Genomic DNA, 22,720 nt, shown 5'->3' with positions numbered 1-22,720 from the left:
CAAAGCATCACACGTCGATGAACAAGCGAATAAGCTTGTTCATCCTCTTTTTCAGCTATTGAGAAAGAATGTTGAAATGAATCCTGAAATTCATGAGGGGGAACGGAACGAATGGATATTCTGGTAGTGGGTGGCGGCGGCCGGGAACATGCGATCATCTGGGCGCTGGCGAAAAGTCCGAAAGCAGGCAAGATTCACTGTGCGCCGGGAAATGCAGGCATTGCACAGCTCGCCGAGTGTCACCCGGTTGCAGTGAATGAATTCGATAAATTGAAGGCTCTCGCCGTGGAACTTAAGGTGGATCTCGTGGTGATCGGGCCGGATGATCCGCTGGCGGACGGGATTGTGGATGCGTTTGATTCCACAGGCATCCCGGTCTTCGGACCACGTCGCAATGCAGCGGAGATTGAAGGCAGTAAAACGTTCATGAAGGACCTGCTGCACAAGTACAATATCCCAACTGCAGCCTATGAGAAATTCGACAATTACGAACAGGCACAGGCTTATCTGGATGCTCAGGCGATTCCCGTTGTCATCAAAGCTGATGGTTTGGCAGCTGGCAAGGGCGTAACCGTAGCTTATTCCCGCGAGGAAGCAAATCAGGCGCTGCGCAGTATTATGGTGGAGAAAGTGTTTGGGGAAGCTGGCGCCAAAGTCATCATTGAGGAATTCCTCGCAGGTCAGGAAATGTCCATTTTGGCCTTTGTGGATGGTGAGACGGTTCGTCCAATGGCTGCTGCACAGGATCACAAGCCGGTCTTCGACAATGATCAGGGGCCTAATACCGGTGGTATGGGTACATACTCACCACTGCCACATATCCCGAATTCAATTATTGAAGAGGCCGTTGAAACGATCATCAAACCAACGGCCAAAGCGATGGTGTCCGAGGGACGTCCATTCCGCGGCGTATTGTTTGCCGGACTCATGATTTCACCGGATGGCAAACCCAAAACGATTGAATTTAACGCTCGTTTTGGTGATCCCGAGACACAGGTCGTACTCCCGCGCCTGAAAACGGATCTATTCGATATCTTCTGGGCCACTGTTCATGGTAAACTGGCAGACATTGAAATTGAGTGGAGTGAAGAGGCCGCTGTTTGTGTGGTGCTCGCGTCCGGAGGATATCCGGGACCGTATGCAAAAGGTGTAGCCATTGAAGGGCTCGATCAAGTTAGCGACGCTGTCGTTTTCCATGCAGGAACGGCACGCAGCGAATCTGGAGAATGGGTCACGAGTGGTGGACGTATTCTTGGGGTTGTGGGTCTTGGAGCCGATATTGCGGAAGCGAGAAATAAAGCATATGAACAGGCAGAACGAATCCGCTTTGAAGGTAAACATCAGCGTTCGGATATTGCTGCCAAAGCTTTGGTGTAAGTATAATTGAATAAGGAACATAGAGTCCGTTGAACGAATGCCTTCAGATCGAAGCATAGCATTCATTCAACGGGCTTTTTGGTTTGTTAATCTTATTAAAAATATGTTTCAGCTGGTTAACTCCACGGGTAGTAGTGTTATAAAATTGGTCTATTCTATACATAAAGTTGTTAGAAATATAAGTAACTTATCGCTGTATTTTGCCTGATTCGAAGGCACTTATTGGATATATACAATTTGCTCGATTACATGAATAAAGCTATTTGTGAACAAAATATTCATTAATATACGATGAAGGTGATCAAACCATGACGTGCAACTGGATGGTTTGGATCAGAACATGTTATACTTTTCTGAAACAGGAATGAGCAAGAGGGGAGGTGGATATCTATTGGGAAGGCGATATTGTAAACTGTCCAAATGGAGAATTAAGGTGGAGTAAATCGGAGAAACAGCCTGACAGCATAAGGGTTAGCCCTAATAAAGTGAAGTGGTTTCTTGTTGTGATTAACTTCATCCTGAATTCCTGTTTTGCAACTTACAAGGTCTGTATGCAGCATAGACAATCTATATCATGTATTGATCTCATAGATGCATACGCCCAATTCAACAACAATCAGCCGTGCAACCGTTAACGTTGTTAACGAGCAGCGCTGTAACTATTTCTGGAGGTGAATCCCTGAGAATCGGGGAAATCATTGGACATAATTACCATCTTGAATTTAGCATTACTTGTTCTCTTGATTGCATTGACCGCTTTTTTTGTGGCATCCGAATTTGCGGTAGTTAAGATTCGTACATCAAGAGTGGATCAACTGGTTGCCGAAGGTAACAAAAAGGCTGTACTCGCCAAAAAGGTCGTTTCAGATCTCGATTACTATCTGTCTGCCTGTCAGCTTGGTATTACGGTAACGGCTCTTGGACTTGGAGCATTAGGTAAGCCGACCGTCGAGAGGCTGTTATATCCGGTATTTGATTACCTGAGTATTTCGCCATCGATTTCGTCTGTTGCCTCCTATGCCATCGCTTTTATCCTCGTGACGTTCCTTCACGTGGTTGTTGGTGAAATGGCACCCAAAACCATGGCGATTCAATTTTCGGAAAAATTGACACTGATGCTCTCACCATCACTTTACTGGTTCGGGAAAGTGATGTATCCCTTTATTTGGGCGCTAAATGGTGCATCCCGTGTCCTTCTGCGGATGTTCGGTGTGAAACCTGCAGAACATGATCAAGCCTACTCTGAGGATGAGATCAAAATCATCATGAACCAGAGTTATGAAGGTGACGAGACCAATCAAACCAAGCTGTCTTACTTGGCAAACGTATTTGTGTTTGATGAACGGGTTGCGAAGGATATTATGGTTCCGCGGACGGAGCTTGTGACACTTGATCAGAAAATGACCTACGACGATATCATTCCGTTACTCGATGAGCATAACTATTCCCGATACCCTGTCATTGAGGAAGGGGATAAGGACCGAATTATCGGTATGGTCAATGTCAAAAAGATACTGCCTGACATGGTTGCCCAAAAGCAATACCAACTCGCCGATTTTGTCCGTGAAATTCCTTTCGTTTCCGAAGTTACACGGATCCAGGAAGCCATGATCAAGATGCAGCAGGAACGTGTGCACATGGCTGTGGTGGTGGATGAATACGGCGGTACCTCGGGTATTCTCACTATGGAGGATATTTTGGAGGAGCTTGTCGGTGAAATCCGTGACGAATTCGATGCGGATGAAGTGGCCGACATTCAGGAGACCGGAGAGAATCAATATCTCATTAACGGCCGTGTACTATTGGATGAAGTGGAACGGCAGTTTGGACTGATTTTTGAAGGTAACGAAGAGATGGATACCGTCGCCGGCTGGATTCAGTTCCAGAAGGGTGTAGGTGTGGAAAATGGTGATACGGTGGTACACGGTGATTATGTCTGGACCGTAGTGGATACCGACAATTATCACATTAAGCAGGTTCTACTTGAACGAGTGAGTGGAGCCGGGGTTGAAGAAGCAACGAGCGATCTGGCGAACTAAATCGGTTTCTATATATTAATATGGCTGCGTAGTAGTGTAGGGGACAGAAAAACCTGGGGATAACAGCGATCGGAAGGTTGTTCTGTCATCGGAGTGGACCAATGTAAGATTCATCTGAAATTTATAACCATTAAAATGTTCAACTTGGAGGTGAATCCCTCACCCGAGGGAAATCATTGGACGGAATAATAGCATTGAATTTATTTTTAGTAGCCGTATTTATAGGGCTCACAGCCTTCTTCGTCGGCGCTGAATTCGCCATTCTGAAAGTGCGGATGTCACGAATTGATCAGCTGATCTTGGAAGGCAACAAAAAGGCGGCCATGGCGAAGAAAGTGGCTCACAATCTGGACTATTACCTGTCGGCATGTCAACTGGGTATCACCATTACGGCTCTCGTTCTGGGGGCGCTGGGTGAACCTACGGTTGAAAAAATGCTGCATCCGCTGTTTGAGCGCCTTGAAGTGCCGGCAGCAGTGTCCACAGTGCTTTCCTACGGGATTGCCCTGGCGATCATCACATTTCTGCATGTAGTTATTGGTGAGCTCGCACCCAAAACGCTGGCGATTCAATTTGCAGAAAGAATGACACTTATGCTCGCACCGCCGCTGTACTGGTTTGGTAAGATCATGAATCCGTTTATCTATGCACTCAATGGAGCTGCACGGCTGCTGCTCGGTATTTTTGGCATCAAGCCTGCCGGACACGATACCGTTCACTCCGAGGAGGAGCTGAAGCTGATTGTAGCCCAGAGTTATGAGAGCGGGGAGATCAATCAGACCGAGCTGGACTATCTGAAAAACATTTTTGCGTTTGATGAGCGTCTGCTTCAGGAAATCATGATTCGTAAAGAAAAAATAGTTACGCTGAATAAGGAAATGCCGCTTGATCAGGTTATTGAAGTACTGAACCGGCATGAATATACAAGATACCCTGTCATCGCCAATGGGGATGCGGCTCACTTTATCGGCTTTATTAATACGAAAGAAATGCTGACCAGTGTTGCTGCAGGAAGAACGTTCAGCATGGATGCCTACATTCATGACATGCCTGCTTTTTCGGAAAAGTCGCCGATTAAAGATGTATTGATCCAAATGCAGCAGAGTCGTGTGCATATGGCGATTGTGAGTAATGAAGAGGGTGCAACCATAGGTCTGGTTACGATGGAGGACATTTTGGAAGAAATCGTAGGGGATATTCGGGACGAATATGACCGCAAGGATCTGGTGAATCCACCTAAGAGATTGAAATTGACTTAAATAGGACTCAAGAGAGCAGGTTTCCGATTCATTCGGGAACCTGTTTTTTCGTTTTTGTTTTCTCCTAACAAAGTCTTAACAATATCAACAGCAGAACAATCTTAATTTTAAAACAAAAGCTTGCAATTCGATCGCCAATGGATTAATATAAATTTAAAGAATCTTAAATTAAAGATAAATAAAAAACAAACCACAATGAATAACTAGCTGCTAAAACCAACCATGATAAAAATAAAACCAAGGGAGTGGAGATTATGTTCAGAACTTCAGGTATCCACCACGTTACGGCTTTTGTAGATGACGCACAGAAAAATGTTGACTTTTATGCAGGGGTTTTGGCTCTGAGACTGGTGAAAAAAACAATTAACTTCGATGCACCAGATGTGTACCATCTGTATTACGGAAACGAGGATGGAGCGCCAGGTACAATCATCACCTTCTTCCCGCACCAAAATGCGATGAGAGGTGTTATTGGTTCCGGACAGACCGGGGTAACCGTATATGCGATTCCGGTAGGAAGTCTGCCATTCTGGAAAGAACGTCTCGCTTCCTTCGATATTCCGTTTGAAAATAAAACAAGATTCGGCGAGCAATATATTCGCTTCTTCGACAAAGGCGGCCTGCTGCTTGAACTGGTCGAACGCGAAGAAGGCCAGCCAAGTAAATGGACATTCAACGGTGTAACGCCTGAGCATGCCATCAAAGGTTTTGGCGGCGCAGTACTGTTCAGCCATGTTCCTGAGAAAACCACGGACGTACTGGTTTCAATGCTCGGCCTGGAACAGGTAGGGGAAGAGAATGGATTGATTCGCCTCCGTGCGAGCGGTGACATCGGGCAAATCATCGACGTTCAATCTACCGGATTCCAGCGGGGCATTGGTGGAGCGGGTACGGTGCACCACATTGCCTGGCGTGCAAAAGACTATACAGAGCATGAACAAATGCAGCGGGATCTGGAGAAAGCAGGCTACCATCCAACCCCTGTAATTGACCGTCAGTACTTCAATGCCGTGTATTTCCGGGAACCGGGAGGCATATTGTTCGAACTGGCTACCGATCCTCCGGGATTTGCACGGGATGAACCACAGGAGAGCATGGGTGAGAAACTGATGCTGCCTGATTGGTATGAACCACAGCGTGAGCAGATTGAACAGCTGCTGCCACCGATCGAAGTACGTGAATGGAAAGGAGAGTCCAAATCATGACCACGACCAATACGATGAAACATATTTATAAAGCAGGTGCACAACCTGACTCCCCAACACTGCTGCTGCTTCATGGCACAGGTGGAACAGAGAATGATCTGGTTGGGCTGGGCGAGATGATTGCCCCAGGAGCAGGTATCTTGGGCGTACGCGGTAACGTGTCGGAGAACGGGATGCCCCGTTTCTTCCGCCGCCTGGCCGAAGGGGTCTTCGACGAAGAGGATCTGATTGCACGGACAGCGGAGCTGGGTGAGTTTGTGGATGCAGCTGCTGCAGAGTATGGATTCGATCGTTCCAATGTCTTTGCACTGGGTTACTCCAATGGTGCTAACATTGCAGCAAGTCTGATGTTCCATCAGGCTGACGTATTCAAAGGAGCCATTCTGCATCACCCAATGGTACCACTGCGCGGACTGGAACTGCCTGATCTTAAAGGTCTGCCTGTCTTCATCGGTGCAGGAGAGAACGATCCGATCGTGCCGAGACGGGAAACGGAAGAACTTGCTTCACTCCTCAGTGGTGCAGGCGCAGATGTACAGACTCACTGGGAGCGTCAAGGCCACCAGTTGACCCGTACCGAAGCACTAGCTGCGGCAGCATGGTTTAAATCCCAGGCGTAAGCCTCATTTAGGGATTTGGGCGATGAATCCGGAGCAAGGCTGCATCGGCTAAGACAACAGGACAGCTTGATCTGAAAGGATCAGGCTGTCCTTCTTTGCTTATTAAACGAATGAATGGCTGGTGTTATGCAAATGCCGGTATTGAATTCAAGAGGCTGATTCATTAGTCCAAAATAGGGTGCCCGATCCTTAAATGGTTCGGGTTTTTGGTTTGCTTTTACAGGAGGGTATACCCTATACTTAAGTAATTGATAATCATTTTCAATTAGAACGTTATTGAAATGACGATGTGCGTAATCAGGAGGAGACCATGAACTCTAATCATTCCAACCACTCGTATGGTTCAAGTGCATTTTTTCAGACACGTGATGGCCGCAAACTTCATTATATGTCCAAAGGAACCGGTAAACCGACCATTGTATTTGAGTCAGGGATGGGCTTCTCCAGATCCACGTGGGGTCTCGTGGCACCACACGTGGCTGAGCAGACACAGTCTGTCGTTTATGACCGCTCGGGTCTAGGCCGGAGTGAGGCCGATTCGGAACAGCGGAATCTGCGCAGGTTGGCAGATGATCTGGGAGATCTGTTGACCGAACTCGGACCAGGTCCGTTTATTCTGGTGGGACACAGCTGGGGAGGTCCGGTTGTAAGGGCCGCAGCTGCTGCAGATCTGTCGCGTATTCGAGGAATCATTCTGGTGGATCCTTCGGACGAGAACTGTGAGTTGTATTTCTCAGCTCTGGCCAGAGCCAGTTTTGCCATGAACCGTTTTTTAATGCCCTTGATGGCACGTACAGGTATGTATCGAAAAATGGGCAGCAAGTTCGGGCTTGTGCAACCGGAGGATGTTGCGCAGGACCATTACAAGGAAGACTTTACAGTACAGGCGGCACGAACGATGGCCGCAGAGTCGGTACCGTTTCTGAATGATCTGGCCTCACTAAGACATACCCCTCTTGAGCTGGGGGGGTTGGAAGTCAGTATCATCTCAGGTACAAAAGCGGGCAAGGGAGAGCAAAAAATAAGACCTGCCGTTGTATCAGCTCACCGACAGACCGTTGACGGGCTCGCCAATGCCAATTGGATTGAAGCGGATCAATCCGGTCACATGGTCATATTTAGCGAACCACAGATTATTATTGATGAGATATTGCGAATGGCAAATGATTCACCCCGAGGCGCAAGCGCAGGGCAAAAGTGATACAATAAATAAAAAAGCAATGCTTGCATTGCCAACCAAGACAAGCGGAGTGTGGAGAAGAGATGAAACCAGTGGAACAAGAATCAACGGGAAACAAAATTTCCGGCCATGCCGGTGTTGGCATGGAAGATATCGTACGCGCACATCATGTGCTGCGTGAAGTTATTGTAAGAACGCCACTGCAGCGCGATGCTGTTTTGTCGGCCAAATATAATTGCAATGTGTATCTCAAGCGGGAAGATCTGCAAGTGGTGCGCTCCTTCAAAATCCGTGGTGCCTACAACATGATTCGCAGTTTGACCCCGGATGAGATGGAGAAAGGCATTGTCTGTGCAAGTGCAGGCAACCATGCCCAGGGTGTTGCCTTTTCCTGTAATGCGCTCGGAATTAACGGCAAAATCTTCATGCCGAGCACCACGCCGAATCAGAAGGTGAAACAGGTACGGCGCTTCGGCGGCAGCAACGTGGAAGTGGTATTGATCGGGGATACGTATGATGATGCTTATGCAGAAGCCATGCGTGCATGTGACGAACAGGGCATGACGTTCATTCATCCGTTTGATCAGCCGAAGATTATTGCAGGCAATGGTACCGTAGCGATGGAGATCATGGAGAGTCTGGATGAGAATGCAGATTACGTATTTGTCACCATTGGCGGCGGGGGGCTCGCTGCTGGGGTCGGAACCTACATGAAGACGGTCAGCCCGGAAACGCGCATGATTGGTGTCGAGCCTCTTGGCGCAGCTTCAATGAGCGAGGCCATGTTCCGCAAACAGGTTGTTACGCTGGATGATATCGATAAATTCGTGGATGGAGCTGCGGTGAAACGGGTAGGCGATCTGACCTACAACATCTGCAGCAGCACGCTGGATGATATTGTGAAAGTGCCTGAAGGCAAAGCCTGCACCACCATTTTGGAGTTATATAATGAAAATGCGATCGTGGTCGAACCTGCCGGTTCACTGGCTGTTGCCGCACTGGGGCAATACCGCGAGCAAATTGTAGGCAAAACTGTTGTCTGCGTAATTAGCGGCGGGAACAATGATATCGACCGGATGCAGGAGATCAAGGAACGTTCCCTGATTTATGAGGGCTTGAAATATTACTTCATGGTCAACTTCCCGCAGCGCGCAGGCGCTTTGCGTGAATTCCTGGAGGAAGTGCTCGGCCCGAACGATGACATCACCCGTTTTGAGTATACGAAGAAGCACGACAAAGAAAATGGCCCTGCCCTGGTTGGCATTGAGCTGATGTACAAGGAAGATTATCAGCCTCTGATTGAACGCATGAATCGCAAAGGCATTGCCTATACCGAGCTGAACAAAAACCTGAACCTGTTCAACATGTTAATCTGATGAATCATTCCATAATGCAGCCAAATACGAATGAGCCCCAGTTCCAGCTGCGCCCAGCTCGCAGAGAGGATGCAGATCAGGTCATCCCGCTGCTCTATCAGGCGATTGGAGACATCGCATATGCTCTGGCGGGTGAGGCCAATCATGAGCAGGCGATGCAAATTCTACAGCAGTTTTATATGCAGGAGGATAACCGGATTAGCTATCGTCATGTAACGGTGATGGTACAAGGTGAGGAAGTTGCCGGAATTCTCGTAGCCTATGACGGCAGTGAGGCGGATCGTCTGGACCAGCCGATTCTGGATCGGCCTGGACGCAGCCAGGATGAGAAGTATGTATTGGTCAAAGAAACCCGTCCCGGTGAGTATTATCTGGATACATTGTCGGTAAGTGAAAAGTATCAGGGACAGGGCATCGGGCGAGCCCTGATGGCTGCTTTTGAGCAGCAGGGAAGGGAACTCGGACACACTCAAGCAGCACTTATTGTTGAACGCGATAATGGGCGTGCCTTGATGCTGTATGAACGGCAGGGATACACGAAGGACGATGTACTCGTGATTGCAGGACATGAATATAACCATATGATCAAGCCGCTGCAACAGGTATGATCGCAACGAAAAACCGCCATAGGAGCTTATCCTGTGGCGGTTTTGTTTTTTCGATCAAATACAACATTCATGGGATTAACGCTTCAGAATCCGGTATAGTCCATGGTCGGAACTTTTTGATCCAGCCACTCTTCGACAGCGGAATTACGTTCTCGATTCAATGCCTGGTTCAGAATCTTAAAATGAATTAATTTACTCACAGAGTGGAAAACTGGTTCATATCTGGTATAATAAAAAATAATAATTAGGAAATAGATTCATTACAGCTAAACATAAAAAGATGAAGAGGATAGGTGGAACGGCCAATGGCGAAAATAGATCGTCATACTTTTCAGACCAAAACCAGACATATGTCTGCCGATCTGAAGCAAAAAATTAACTCCGGAGCTTACAGTCCGGGAGAATACTTGCCTTCCGAGTTGGCACTAACAGAGCTGTACAAACTAAGCAAAAATTCCGTAAGGTACGTTCTGGATGAGCTTGTTCAAGAGGGATTGATTATTAAAATTCCTCGGGTAGGCACACAGGTGGCAAAGCCTATTGCCAAGGAAACCATCCGTTTTGGCGTATATCCCTCGTTATATATGGAAGCGGGGATGGAGGAACTAATTAAGCGATTCCACGAGAAACATCCACATATTCATGTGGAAACGATTGAGCTTCCTTACATGAATTCAGACAGTATCGCCAATCTCATCAAACTTGGGATTGTGGATGCGTTAACCATCAACCTGCAGGATATGTACCAATTCCAGGAAAAAAATTACCTTGATTTGTTTGTCGACCAGGAACGGCACGAAAATATATATCCTTTTCTCACACCTTATTTTGAGAAGGAATCCGGTGTTTTGGCAGCCCAGCCTTTCGTGTACTCACCCGTTATTTTGTGTTACAACAAGGAGCATCTGAGGGAGAAAAGACTTGGAGAACCAAACAGCAGCTGGAGCTGGGATGAGCTGGCAACACTGCTCAGAGAGCTCAAGGCGCCTCATCGCTACAGCATCGCATTTCAGTTATTTTCCATGAACCGGTGGCCAATTTTCTGGATGCAAAATGAGGACGATTCTTCTTCATTCGATTACAATCCAGCTCAGAACGGAACTACCTTGCCCACAGAAGGATTACGCTGGCTCAGGGATCTTGTGACAGAGGAAGGAATATTTCCGCTTGCCCTGGCTCAAGGTGAATTCGAAGCTGAGAAATTGTTCAAGGAGCAGAAGGTATCGGTCATGCTAACCACATATTACATGCTGAACGAGCTGAAGAATGCAAATTTTTCCTTTGATATCGCTCAGCTGCCACATTTTAAGAATGATAGGACACTCCTTCTGTCTACAGCCCTTGCTCTCAGTGCAGAATCGAGCCATAAGGATACGGCAGCCTGCTTTGTGAATTATCTCACTTCAGACGAGGCACAGACCTATATCAGGCAGCACACATACAGTTTACCTGCAAGCAGATATATTACGGAAACGTTTTCCGTAGAGCTTAAAAACAAACCGTCCAGGTTGGAGCTTCATCGAGATTATAGTTCCAAATATACGACGTATCGCGATCTGTCGATTTCCATGCAAACCCAGATCCGTTTCGGAGAAAGTCTGAAGCAGTACATGTCCTATTTAACGGATGAAGAGGGACTTACTGAAGCGTTGCTTCCGTCCAAAAGTCTCAATTGATAAAAAACCACATAGCAGTTTCAAAAAAGCACTGACATTGGGAAGTGCTTTTTTTGATTTTATATGAACTACAAAAGAACCAGTTGACAGACAATGTGGCATATGCTAATTTCTTATTGAAAATAAGTACCACATATGATCCAATCATAAGAATTTAACAAGGAGAGGTGACTTTATTCGGATGAAGACCGTGGCTGAATTGGAAGCAAAGCTTTCGGAGGCATCAGACCGGCTAATCAACGACTTACATAAAGTGGACGGGGATCTTCTTATTTTAGGCGCAGGTGGAAAGATGGGTCCAAGTCTTGCTAGATTGGCCGCGGAAGCCATCAAGGCGGGAGGAATGAACAAGAAGGTGACAGCTGTATCCCGATTTCAGGATCAGGAGGTGAAGAACGATCTAGAAAACGCAGGAATAAAGACGATTTCCTGTGATCTTTTAGACGATCAAGAGTTAATGCAGCTGCCTAAAGCGGACAACGTCATATACATGGCAGGCAACAAATTTGGTACAACGGGTAGAGAATATTTTACGTGGGCAATGAATACTTACTTGCCCGGAAGAGTGGCAGAAAAGTATAAAGATTCGCGGATCGTCGTTTTTTCTTCAGGGAATGTTTATCCCTTCTCCCCAGTGGGTCTCGGCGGAGTAGATGAATCGGTAGCCCCTGAACCTCTCGGTGAATATGCACAATCCACACTGGGGAGAGAGCGGATATTTGAATACTTCTCTCATAAGTATGGCACGCCGATGCTGATGTACCGTTTGAACTATGCCATTGATTTACGCTATGGGGTGCTGCTCGAAATTGCCAAAAAGGTGCACGAAGGCAAGCCGGTGTCACTTGAGATGGGGCATGCCAACGTAATATGGCAGGGAGATGCCAATGAAATTGCGTTAAGAAGTCTGCTCAAGTGCCAGAGCCCTCCCGAAATTTTGAATGTAACCGGCCCTGAAACCATGTCGGTTCGCTGGGCAGCGCAGCAGTTTGCCGAACGGTTCGGTCTTGCACCATCGTTTGAAGGAAGCGAATCCGAAACGGCTCTGCTCAGCAATGCAGCCAAGGCGTATCGCGAATTCGGTTATCCGAATGTAAGTTTGCTGGAAATGATTGATTTCATTGCCGAATGGGTTGAATCAGGCGGACATACGTGGAACAAACCAACCCATTTTTCAGAAAGGAAGGGGAGGTTTTAGTGCACAAAACACAAGCATCACTTACCCCGGAGCAGGCATCTGCTCTCCATGAAGGCCTGGTCATCCCGGCTCATCCGCTGGCCTTGAATGAACGCAGAGAGCTGGATGAAGTCTATCAAAGACTGCTGACAAAATACTATATCGCTTCAGGAGCTGGCGGAATTGCGGTTGGCGTGCATTCAACCCAGTTCGAGATTCGGGATCCCAGCGTTAACCTCTATGAACGGGTGCTCCGCTTGGCCGCGGAGGAAGCGGAGCAAGCCGGCCTGCAACGGCCATTCATTAAAGTGGCAGGCATCTGCGGGGACATGGAACAGGCGACGAAAGAAGCTGAGATCAGCAAAGGCCTCGGATATGATGCTGCCCTGCTGAGCATGGGTGGACTTGACAGATGGAGCGAGAAGGACCTGCTTCGACGTACGGAAAGGATAGCCGGAATCATGCCGGTGATCGGATTTTATCTTCAACCTTCCGTCGGCGGCCGTATGTTGAGCTTCGCTTTTTGGCAGGCTTTTGCCGAAATCGATAATGTCGTCGCCATCAAAATGGCTCCTTTTAACCGATATCAAACCATCGATGTCGTGCGAGCGGTTTGCTGCTCAAGCCGTCGGGATGAAATTGCGCTGTACACGGGAAACGACGACAACATCCTCATTGATCTACTCACAACCTATCGGTTCGAAACGGAAGAAGGCACCATGGAGAAACAGATCGTGGGCGGGCTGCTGGGTCACTTCGCTGTATGGACACATAAAGCGGTCCAGCTGCTGGAAGAAGTGAAACGTCTCCGCAAGCAGGAGGGATCGCCGTTGTCACCGGAATGGCTCACGCGCAGCGTGGAGATCACGGATGCCAATGCCGCTTTTTTTGATCCCGCCCATCAGTTTGCCGGCTGCATACCGGGGATACACGAGGTTCTTCGAAGGCAGGGTCTTATGAGAGGGATCTGGTGCTTGAATCCGCAGGAGACCTTATCCGAAGGGCAAAAAGAGGAAATCGATCGTGTATACCGCCAGTATCCTCACCTCCATGATGACGATTTTGTGAAGCAGCATCTGGATGAGTGGCTTAGGCTTGCTTCTCAGCCATGAATATCGGAATCATCGGGCTTGACAGCTCTCATGCCCTGGCATTTACCCGTATTCTTCACGAAAGTCAGGAGTCTCTTTTTTCAGATGTGACCGTGACGGCTGCTTATGCGGGCGGATCTCCGGATTTTCCACTCAGCGTGAGCCGTGTTAACACTTTTGCCGCCCGGATGGCGCAAGAATACGGAGTGAGATTGATGCCCACCGCTCAGCAAGTTGCGGAAAGCACCGATGCCATCCTTATCTTGAGTGCTGACGGAAGGGTGCATCTGGATCAATTCAGGGCAGTCTGCCTTTACCGGAAGCCTGTATTTATCGATAAGCCTTTTGCATTGACAACGGCAGACGCAAGTCAAATCATCAGACTTGCAGAAGAGTATCAAACCCCGTTAATGAGTGCTTCAAGCTTACGTTATGCAGAAGCCCTGCCTGAATGCACAAGAGGGGACATCTTGGGTGTCGACGTATATGGCCCAATGCACGTTGAATCGACACAGGGGCATTATTTTTGGTACGGCATCCATGCGGCAGAACTGCTGTTTCGAATCATGGGCCACGGATGCAGGGAAGTGACCGCCTTTTCCACAGATCACAGCGATCTCATTACCGGAACCTGGAAAGAGGGGAGAATGGGAACGATCCGCGGAATCCAACGTGGCGCAGAGTCTTTTGGACTAAGCCTGCACACCAGAAATGCCACCAAGCATGTCCCGATTGAACCGAGTTATAAAGAACTTTTAAAGTCTGTCATGAATTTGTTCAAAAACGGTGTATGCACTGTTCATCCCTCTGAAACGCTGGAAGTCATCCGGTTTTTGGAATGTGCAGAGCAAAGCCGTTTACAAAAACGCACCGCCCTCATGGAAATGTGATAAAGCCTTATATGGGGTAACCCTTGTATTCTAGTTAATCAGATCCACCTATCTGAAGGAGGAATGTTTGATGAAGCTGAAAAAGAGGATTTCCATGCTGCTTGCGACCACGCTGTTAACCTCAATCCTTGCCGCATGCAGCAGCGGTACGGACAAAGGCGGTTCTGCCACCTTGCCGCCCCAGGAACCCGGACAGTACGGTGATACCGGCGGCTTGACTTTGCCCCTTGTAGATGAACCGACTACCATCACTTACATGCTGCCAAGCAACGCGAAAGATCTCGGTCCGAGCAAACTGGTCGTCCAGGAGCTTGAAAAACGGACCGGCATTAAAGTTAACTTTCAAACCTATTCCCCACAAACCTATCAGGATAAATTAAAAGTTATTGTCGCATCCGGTAAGCTGCCGGACATTTTTACAGGGTTAAAACCGGCCGAACTCAAAAAAATCGGTAGACAAAATGGTGTAGTTGCCATCAATGAATACGCTGACCAACTTCCTAACTTCAAAAAGTTATATATGGAAGAAAACGACTGGGTCATCAAATCCTTCGGCGATGAAACCGGTAATGTCTATACCTGGCCTATTTACAATCTGAATCGCAAAGTGAATCACGGATTCATGTACAGGAAGGATATCTTTGATGAGCTTGGTATTAAGGAATGGACGAACACGGACGAGTTTTACGAAGCTTTGAAAAAAGTAAAAGAAGCTTATCCCGATTCTTACCCCTACGCATCAAAAAGCTTGGCCAATATCTTCAGGGATTGGGCCTTCGGCTGGGGGCTCGGCAACACGGATCAGTACCCGGCCTATTACGATGAAAAAGACGGTACCTGGAAGTACGCCGCAGTACAGCAAGAGCATAAGGACATGCTCGATTTCATGAAGAAGCTGTACAACGAGAAACTGCTTGATCCGGAATTTTTGACGGATACGCAAGATTCCTGGACGACGAAGATGACAACGGACAAATCGTTTGTCACTTTTGACTGGATTGGACGCCTGGATCTCTTTTACAACCAGATCAAAGAGCAAAATCCAGACTATGATCTCAGGTATGCGAATCCCGTCGGACCGACCGGCAATATCAGAACCCTGCCAGAAGTTTCGGATTTCAGCGTTGCCGTAGCCAAGAACAAAAATACAGAAACCTCGCTCAAACTGCTCGACTATCTGACCAGCCCATCCGGAAGTGAACTGATGACCATCGGGGTGGAAGGGGTTAACTTCGAATGGGGCGAAGATGGATATCCGGTATACCCTGAACTGAAGGATCTTCCACTTGTGGATATTACCGTGCTTGAGGATCGTTATGCCATGTGGTTGGAAGGAGCTTACCTAAGACCGGACCATCGAAGCATTTATTATCGTTTCTCGGAAAAAGAGCAGGAGGCACAAGATAAAATCGTGAACGAGGATCGTTTCGAACCGCTTGATCCCATCCTTAATTTTACGGACGAAGAAACGTCCAAGATTGCCGAGCTGCAGACCTCGCTGCAAAAATCAGCTGAAGAATTTAACGCGAAATATATTCTTGACTCTGAATACGGAGATGCCAAGTGGGAAGATTTCAAAGCCCAAATCAGCAAAGGCGGCGTGGAGGAACTGATGGCGATCTATAATGAAGCTCAAAAAAGATACGATGAGTCCAAATAAAAGGCCTTAAGCCTGTGAATCAACAGGAGGGGACGATGCATGGAACGGTTCTCTCCTTATGGGAAAAGGAATTGGAGGCGAAAATCTTATGGCAGACATCGGCACGGAACATCCGACAGCTTACCATAAAGCAGTGCCAAAGAAGAGCCTCAGAAGCCGTCTTAGAAAAACGTGGAATCATATCAAGCGCGACAGGCAGCTTCTTCTGCTGTTTCTTCCTTGCATCCTATTTTACGTCATCTTTCGTTACGGGCCACTATATGGACTGATTATTGCCTTCAAAGACTACAGTGTGTTTACGGGAGTGCTTGGCAGTGAATGGGTGGGATTTGAGCATTTCATCACGTTTTTTACGAACCAAGACTTCTGGATGCTGTTTCGGAACACGCTGCTGCTTGGGTTGTATTCGCTCATTTTCGGTTTTCCTTTTCCGATCATGCTGGCCCTTCTGCTGAACGAGGTCAGAAACAAATGGTTTAAAAAATCCGTTCAAACCTTCAGCTATTTGCCGGCATTTTTGTCCGTCGTCATTATCAGCAGCATGATCATCGATTTTCTGTCTCCGAACCATGGTATTTTGAATCAAATGCTGGCTGCGTTCGGTTTCGAGAAAAAATACTTTCTCGTTGATCCGGGGTGGTTCCGTCCGATCTATGTCATTTCGGAAATTTGGGCGAACGTGGGATACGAATCGATCATTTATCTGGCGGCGATTGCGGGGATCAGTCCGACGCTCTATGAAGCGGCCAAGGTGGACGGGGCCAGTCGTTTCCATATGATCCGCCATGTTACACTTCCCGGACTATTTCCCACGATGCTCATCATGTTTATATTGAAAACCGGCTCCTTGATTCGTGTCGGCTATGAGAAAGTACTGCTGCTCTACAATCCGATGACCTATGACGTTGCTGACGTATTTTCAACATATGTGTACCGTAAAGGACTGCTTGAATCGAATTACAGTTACGCAGCTGCTGTAGGGCTTTTCGAAGCGCTGGTGGCAATGGTGATGCTATTATCCGCTAATGCGATCAGCAAACGGCTGGGAGGAAACGGTTTATGGTAGGAGAGCGCAGAATATCTATTTTTGGAGTCATTAACACGCTGGTACTCATTCTCGTTGCTGTAGCGACACTCTATCCCATCGTGTACATTACGGCCGTTTCTTTAAGCGATACAGCAGCGGTCGTTCAGGGTAAGGTGTTCCTTTTTCCGAAGGGTCTTAACTTGGAGGCTTATGTCGAGGTGCTTAAGAATGACACGATTCCAAGAGCCTATCTGAATTCTATTTTTTATACGGCATTCGGCACGTTTGTGAATTTACTCTTTACGGCTGTCGCTGCTTATCCCTTGTCCCAAAAAGGATTTTTCGGACGTAGGTTCTTTATGTTGACCATTGTTCTAACCATGTTCCTGAATCCCGGCATTATTCCCACTTATGTGGTCGTGCAGCAGCTGGGGCTAACGGATTCGGTTTGGGCCCTCGTGCTTCCCAATGCCATCTGGACAATGGAGCTGATCATTCTAAAAAGCTTTTACGAAAACATGTCTTCCCAGATACGCGAAGCGGCCCTGATTGACGGTGCTTCCGAATACCGGATTCTGTTCAACATTGTTATTCCCTTATCCAAGCCTGCGCTTGCTTCCATCGGTCTTTTTTATTTCATGGGCCATTGGAACAGCTTTTTCCTGCCGTTAATTTACTTAAACGATCCCGATAAATACCCTTTGCAGGTCGTGCTGCGGGATATGCTAATCTACAGCGCAGAAAACGACGCGGGACTCGTGGATCGTTCGGCTCTGGCCCCTCAGTCCATCAAAAACGCAACCATCGTGCTTTCCATGATTCCCGTTCTGCTCATCTATCCGTTTGCTCAGAAGTATTTCGCTAAAGGGGTGATGCTCGGTTCGGAAAAAGGCTAAATAGACATGAGGAGGAGCCATATCGAATGAAAACCGTTGCTGCCAAGGAAGGAAAAGTCGCGATACTGGAAGCGGATATACCCGAACTGAACAAACGACATGTCCAAGTGAGAACCGAATATTCGGGCATTAGTCCCGGTACGGAGATGAGTGCTATTAAGAGATCTGGCTTAAATCCCGTATATCTTGGCTATAGTGCAGTTGGCATTGTGGAAAAAACGGGAAGTGAAGTCAGAGATATTATTCCAGGAGACCGAGTGGCTTGTTACGGTGTGCCTTACGTAAGACATGCAGAAGTGATTTCGGTACCGACCAATCTGGTAACCAAAGTGCCTCATCATGTCAAACCTGAGGAAGCCGCATTTACAGGGCTCGGAGCGATTGCCATACATGCACTGCGTACAGCCGACGTGAGGTTCGGCGACAAAGTACTTGTCGTAGGATTGGGTATTCTCGGTAATCTTGTGGCCCAAATTGCCGCTGCTGGTGCATGCCACACTGCTGCATACGATCTGAGCGAAGCGAGGGTTCAGCTGCTTCGGAACCAGATGGGCATTCAAGCGGGCTTTTCAAGTGAAGAAGAAGTGGAACATTTTGTGATGAACGAAACGGGGGGATTCGGATTTGATGCCATCCTCTTATGTGCTGGCGGACCCGGAGAAACGCTGATTAACAAGTCGCTTGAGTGGCTTCGTGACCGGGGAAAAGTCGTGATCGTCGGTGATTTGTCCATGGAGTTTTCAAGAGATTTGATGTTTCGCAAAGAAGCCCAGGTCCTTATCTCGAGAGCGGGCGGGCCGGGAAGGTACGATAAACAGTACGAGAAGGATAATCAGGATTATCCCATCGGTTTCGTGCGGTGGACGGAAGGAAGAAATATGGACGAGTACGTAAGGTTGCTTGCCGATAAGCGAATCACGGTAAGTCCTGCCATCACGCATATGTTTGCGTTGGAAGAGGCGTTTGAAGCCTACGGAAATTACCAATCCGACTCGGCTCAAGGAGCCCTAGCCACGTTGATCAAGTATTTTTAATGACATGAAGAAGGGGAGATAAGTGATGAAAAAATCTTTTTTCAACCTGATCACCATGTTCATGAGTTGTTTACTTGTTTTTGTGATGTTTCCCGTACAGCCCGCTCCTGCCGCAGCGGAGGAATCCAAACTTTCTCAAAAAAACTTCAGCGAACCCGAAAAACTGCTTGTTCCCAACAACTACACGGTAGCTGTCTTTAACGGAACCGTAGGTTACGAAGATGGCAAACCCGTGATGTATGCCACGAGCAAAGGGAAGCCAGGCTTCCTTAATGTGATTGACCTCGAAGGTTACAAACTGCTTCGGACTGTTTCTCTTGCGCCATCCGAAAGCTCATGGGCTCATACCGTTGCGCCGAACGGTACGCTTTATGTGGCGGCCGAAGGATCGGGCGCACGATTATGGGAGTATTCTCCAGTCACCCATGAGGCCGTGCAAGTGGCCGAATTTGAGGGGCAGTCCGTCTCCAACAGCATTACGACGGATGAACAGGGGAGAGTATACGTCGGGACTTATCCTGGGGGCAAAGTTTGGCAGTATGACCCTGCTACCAAGCAAGTGAGGGATTACGGCCGCGTTATTGGTGCGCTGGATCAGGAATATGTTCGCTCCATTGCTTACCAGGGAGGATATATTTATGCCGGTACCGCCCACGAACAGATCGTGCGTGTGGATCTGGCTACAGGTGAAAAAACGAATATCGCCGCTTCGCTTGCCGTCAAAAACGATACGGTATACGATTTGAGTACGATTGATAACCGTTATTTGTTCGCCCGTTATACGGACGGAAGCGGTATACCGGGTGAAGGTTACATCTACGATACGACAACAGGATCATGGCTTGATGTGGAGCTCCAGCAGGTAACTGGCCTTCATGCGACCGACTCGGTGGATGGAAAGCTGTATTACATGTCAGAGAAAAAACTGAAAACCTTTGACCTTGGGACGCATCAAGTAGAGGAAACCGGCATGACCTATGAGAGTGGATTCAGGGGGGCGGACTGGGTAGAGTTTCAGAACAATCCGGAACTGCCAGGTAAAACGCTCGTTACGGTCCGTTATGATGGCGGGGTAGCCATGCTGAATATCGAGACAAAAAAAGTAATTGTAAAGCCGCCGATTATCCCGGGATTGCCGGGCGTTGTCAACCGGCTTCAAAGCGTATCGGATACACAGCTGATAACAACAGGTTCTCAAGCCAGGTCTTCGTTGGTTGACTTGGAGACCATGACGGCAAAACCTTTCAGTATAGGTCAGGCGGACAGTGTGTACCCGATTGGGAACAAAGTCTATATGGGTGTCTATCCGGAAGGTGGCTTGTACGTTTATGATCTGAATCAAGAGCCTGGAAGCACGAATCCGCAGCGTCTCGCGGTGCTCGGGAACGATCAGGAACGGCTTGTGCATATGTCTGAAGGGGACGGTAAACTGTTTATTTCGACCATCTCCGGATACGGTACACTGGGAGGATCGCTTACGGTCCATGATACAGCGACAGGGGAAACCAAGGTCCATCGTAACGTGGTCCAGAATCAGAGTGTGCTCAGTACCGCATATGTGGACGGAAAGATTTTTGGATCTACGACCATCAGGGGCGGACTGGGCTCCACGCCAAGTGAGCAGGAGGCCAAAATTTTCGTATGGGATGTCCAGAATGAGCAAAAAATTACGGAGTTTACCCTGGATATTCCCGAACTTATCGATCCTATCTTCATTGGGGACCTGTCTCTCGGACCGGATGGACTGATCTGGGGGGCATCCTATGAATATATTTTTGCGATCGATCCGGACACGTACAAACTTGTAAAATATAAAAAAATCTATCCAAAACTTTATTACACCCAGTGGCACCATCATCCGATACGCTGGTCGGAAGACGGACTTTTGTATGTGCTGTTTAATAACAAGCTTACGGTGATAGATCCGGAAACGCTGGATTTCAGAACGTTAACGGATGCATCGAGATTCGATCTTGGAATGGATGGAAATCTGTATTTCACCGATCTCGCAACGAATACGGTTCTCTATAGAATCCATATCGATGGAGAGATTGTACCCGAACCGCCGGGGCTGTCTTTGCCGGTAAACAATCCCGGTGTGGAGCTGGCGCCGGATGAGAGCGGAAAGCTGCCGGGCTGGAACTCGATGTTTGCAACCAGCGGGGATTCTTATTTTGAGCGAAGCGGCGACAAGAGCTATGCGGGTGATTACAGCCTGAAAACAACGGATCTCATCCGTACCGCCTCCGTCGCGGTGCAAAGCGATCCTATCGCAGTATCGCCTGGAGGAGAGTATACCGCAAGCACCCAAATTTATATTGAATCCGGCCAGCCTGGGTTCATGTTCAGATTTTATAATGCAGAAGGGCAGAGTTTGTCCACTTTGGAAACTCATCTGGATGAATCGCGACTCCACCAATGGCAAAAAGTAACCCTCAAAGGTACGGCACCGGAAGGAACGGCTTATGCCAGACTGATCGCTGTAACCAGCCGCTATAATATTTCAACAGCGTACTATGACGATTTTTCCGTAACTGTTAAGGATAATACTGCTCCCTTGACTGAAGTTACCTTTAATCCACAGGCAAATGAGCAGGGCTGGCACAATGGAGATGTTTCCATAACGTTGAACTCGGAAGGAGCATCCTCACTCTTCTACGAGACTACGGGGGCTGAGAGGATTGATCAGCATGAGACCGCAGGCAGTTCCACAGAGTTTACAGTAAGCGCAGAAGGCGTAACGTCAGTAACGTATTGGGCAGAATCGGCTTATGGCGTATTCGGGGTGCCTTCTATTACCGAACTCAAGATAGACAAAACAGCCCCCGTAATCGAATTTTCAGGAAAATCCGTCTATGAAGTGGATGATGTGATTCGGATAGAATGCTCGGCTCAAGATGCATTATCAGGTGTAGCCAAAAGTGATTGCGATGCTGTGCTTGCAGATAGCCCCGCCTATTTGACGGGTCTGGGGGTGCATTTGGTTAATGCATCCGTGAATGATATAGCAGGGAACGCGGAAAACTCATCTTTTTCTTATGAAGTAATTCTTACCTATGAGGGCATAGCAGGACTTATTGATAAGTTTCTCTCTAAAGATCAAGAGCTGGCCGAGAGACTGAAGGAACAATTGATCAAAATACAAAGGGCAGAGGAATCGGGCAACGAGGGAGGAAAAAAAGGCGCAATAAACGGATTTATCCATGAAGTGCAAGCCAAAAGTGGTAAGGAATTAGCTCAAGAACATGCTGAGCTGTTGGTAAAGTTTGGGTCCCGAATTTAACTTTATTTGAAAGAGGAGTCCTTCCACGTCCGGATCTCGACCAGGCTTGAATGCGTTATGCCTCAATATAGGTTTGAAGCAGAGGATAGCGAAATTTGTAAACTATAAAAAAGACGTTGTCATAGCGAATGACAACGTCTTTTTTTCGGCCCCAATAATGATGCTCCTACTCGGTTGGCTAAGGAACGGTGATGGGGTGTCATTTTATTGATATTGGATTCCAGATAGGTGTCAGCGGCGAATAAGCCGTTCTTTTTTTGAGCATGGACTAAAATATGTTATATAAAGCGGTCGAACTGCTGGTGGTTACTTTGGCGAACGT

The 22,720-nt window shown here is 47.7% G+C and carries 17 protein-coding genes; all 17 read left to right on the top strand.

From position 1 onward, the window contains the following. Window positions 1-111 precede the first annotated feature (111 nt). The 17 genes from purD to AB3N00_RS14480 all read left to right on the top strand — a co-directional run bounded on the left by purD (window position 112) and on the right by AB3N00_RS14480 (window position 22,398). Entirely contained in the window at window positions 112-1,377 is a 1,266-nt protein-coding gene (gene purD, locus AB3N00_RS14560; RefSeq protein WP_413035124.1) for a phosphoribosylamine--glycine ligase, read from the top strand. A 698-nt stretch (window positions 1,378-2,075) separates the two neighbouring features. Continuing rightward, window positions 2,076-3,416, top strand: coding sequence for a hemolysin family protein (locus AB3N00_RS14555; RefSeq protein ID WP_413035123.1), 1,341 nt, complete (start codon window positions 2,076-2,078; stop codon window positions 3,414-3,416). A 176-nt stretch (window positions 3,417-3,592) separates the two neighbouring features. Then, window positions 3,593-4,675 carry a hemolysin family protein gene (locus AB3N00_RS14550; protein ID WP_413035122.1) on the top strand — a complete coding sequence of 361 codons (1,083 nt, stop codon included), beginning with the start codon at window positions 3,593-3,595 and terminating at the stop codon, window positions 4,673-4,675. Between the two features lie 254 nt (window positions 4,676-4,929). Further along, complete coding sequence (locus AB3N00_RS14545) at window positions 4,930-5,880, top strand: ring-cleaving dioxygenase (RefSeq protein ID WP_413035121.1); 951 nt, start codon at window positions 4,930-4,932, stop codon at window positions 5,878-5,880. Window positions 5,881-5,894: 14 nt separating this feature from the next. After that, on the top strand, window positions 5,895-6,500 hold the full coding sequence (locus AB3N00_RS14540; protein WP_413035283.1) for an alpha/beta hydrolase: 606 nt from the start codon (window positions 5,895-5,897) through the stop codon (window positions 6,498-6,500). Between the two features lie 310 nt (window positions 6,501-6,810). Continuing rightward, the gene (locus AB3N00_RS14535; RefSeq protein WP_413035120.1) at window positions 6,811-7,701 is read left to right on the top strand and encodes an alpha/beta fold hydrolase; all 891 of its coding nucleotides are present in this window, start codon (window positions 6,811-6,813) and stop codon (window positions 7,699-7,701) included. Window positions 7,702-7,763: 62 nt separating this feature from the next. After that, window positions 7,764-9,056 carry a threonine ammonia-lyase IlvA gene (ilvA, locus tag AB3N00_RS14530; protein WP_413035119.1) on the top strand — a complete coding sequence of 431 codons (1,293 nt, stop codon included), beginning with the start codon at window positions 7,764-7,766 and terminating at the stop codon, window positions 9,054-9,056. Further along, entirely contained in the window at window positions 9,056-9,664 is a 609-nt protein-coding gene (locus AB3N00_RS14525; protein WP_413035118.1) for a GNAT family N-acetyltransferase, read from the top strand. The genes ilvA and AB3N00_RS14525 overlap by 1 nt, the downstream gene beginning before the upstream one ends. 305 nt (window positions 9,665-9,969) lie before the next feature. After that, window positions 9,970-11,340 (top strand): extracellular solute-binding protein, encoded by a 1,371-nt coding sequence (locus tag AB3N00_RS14520; protein WP_413035117.1) that lies wholly within the window; start codon window positions 9,970-9,972, stop codon window positions 11,338-11,340. A gap of 181 nt (window positions 11,341-11,521) precedes the next feature. After that, a complete protein-coding gene (locus AB3N00_RS14515; protein WP_413035116.1) occupies window positions 11,522-12,538 on the top strand; it encodes an NAD-dependent epimerase/dehydratase family protein in 1,017 nt (338 codons plus the stop codon). Next, on the top strand, window positions 12,538-13,629 hold the full coding sequence (locus AB3N00_RS14510; RefSeq protein WP_413035115.1) for a dihydrodipicolinate synthase family protein: 1,092 nt from the start codon (window positions 12,538-12,540) through the stop codon (window positions 13,627-13,629). The genes AB3N00_RS14515 and AB3N00_RS14510 overlap by 1 nt, the downstream gene beginning before the upstream one ends. After that, window positions 13,626-14,498 carry a Gfo/Idh/MocA family protein gene (locus AB3N00_RS14505; protein WP_413035114.1) on the top strand — a complete coding sequence of 291 codons (873 nt, stop codon included), beginning with the start codon at window positions 13,626-13,628 and terminating at the stop codon, window positions 14,496-14,498. The genes AB3N00_RS14510 and AB3N00_RS14505 overlap by 4 nt, the downstream gene beginning before the upstream one ends. A 70-nt stretch (window positions 14,499-14,568) precedes the next feature. Next, window positions 14,569-16,158, top strand: a complete 1,590-nt coding sequence (locus tag AB3N00_RS14500; protein ID WP_413035113.1) for an extracellular solute-binding protein — start codon at window positions 14,569-14,571, stop codon at window positions 16,156-16,158. 88 nt (window positions 16,159-16,246) lie between these two features. Next, window positions 16,247-17,224: an ABC transporter permease gene (locus tag AB3N00_RS14495; protein WP_413035112.1), complete on the top strand. Its 978-nt coding sequence runs from the start codon at window positions 16,247-16,249 to the stop codon at window positions 17,222-17,224. After that, complete coding sequence (locus tag AB3N00_RS14490) at window positions 17,218-18,081, top strand: carbohydrate ABC transporter permease (RefSeq protein WP_413035111.1); 864 nt, start codon at window positions 17,218-17,220, stop codon at window positions 18,079-18,081. The genes AB3N00_RS14495 and AB3N00_RS14490 overlap by 7 nt, the downstream gene beginning before the upstream one ends. Before the next feature lie 26 nt (window positions 18,082-18,107). Beyond that, the gene (locus AB3N00_RS14485) at window positions 18,108-19,115 is read left to right on the top strand and encodes a zinc-dependent alcohol dehydrogenase (RefSeq protein ID WP_413035110.1); all 1,008 of its coding nucleotides are present in this window, start codon (window positions 18,108-18,110) and stop codon (window positions 19,113-19,115) included. A gap of 25 nt (window positions 19,116-19,140) precedes the next feature. Next, window positions 19,141-22,398 (top strand): hypothetical protein, encoded by a 3,258-nt coding sequence (locus tag AB3N00_RS14480; RefSeq protein ID WP_413035109.1) that lies wholly within the window; start codon window positions 19,141-19,143, stop codon window positions 22,396-22,398. Window positions 22,399-22,720 lie beyond the last annotated feature (322 nt).

This window comes from Paenibacillus xylanilyticus (assembly GCF_047246825.1).
GTDB classification, from domain to species: Bacteria; Bacillota; Bacilli; order Paenibacillales; family Paenibacillaceae; genus Paenibacillus; species Paenibacillus xylanilyticus_B.
The sequence above is the reverse complement of the archived record's forward strand: the minus strand, read 5'-3'. Positions and strand labels throughout refer to the sequence as shown.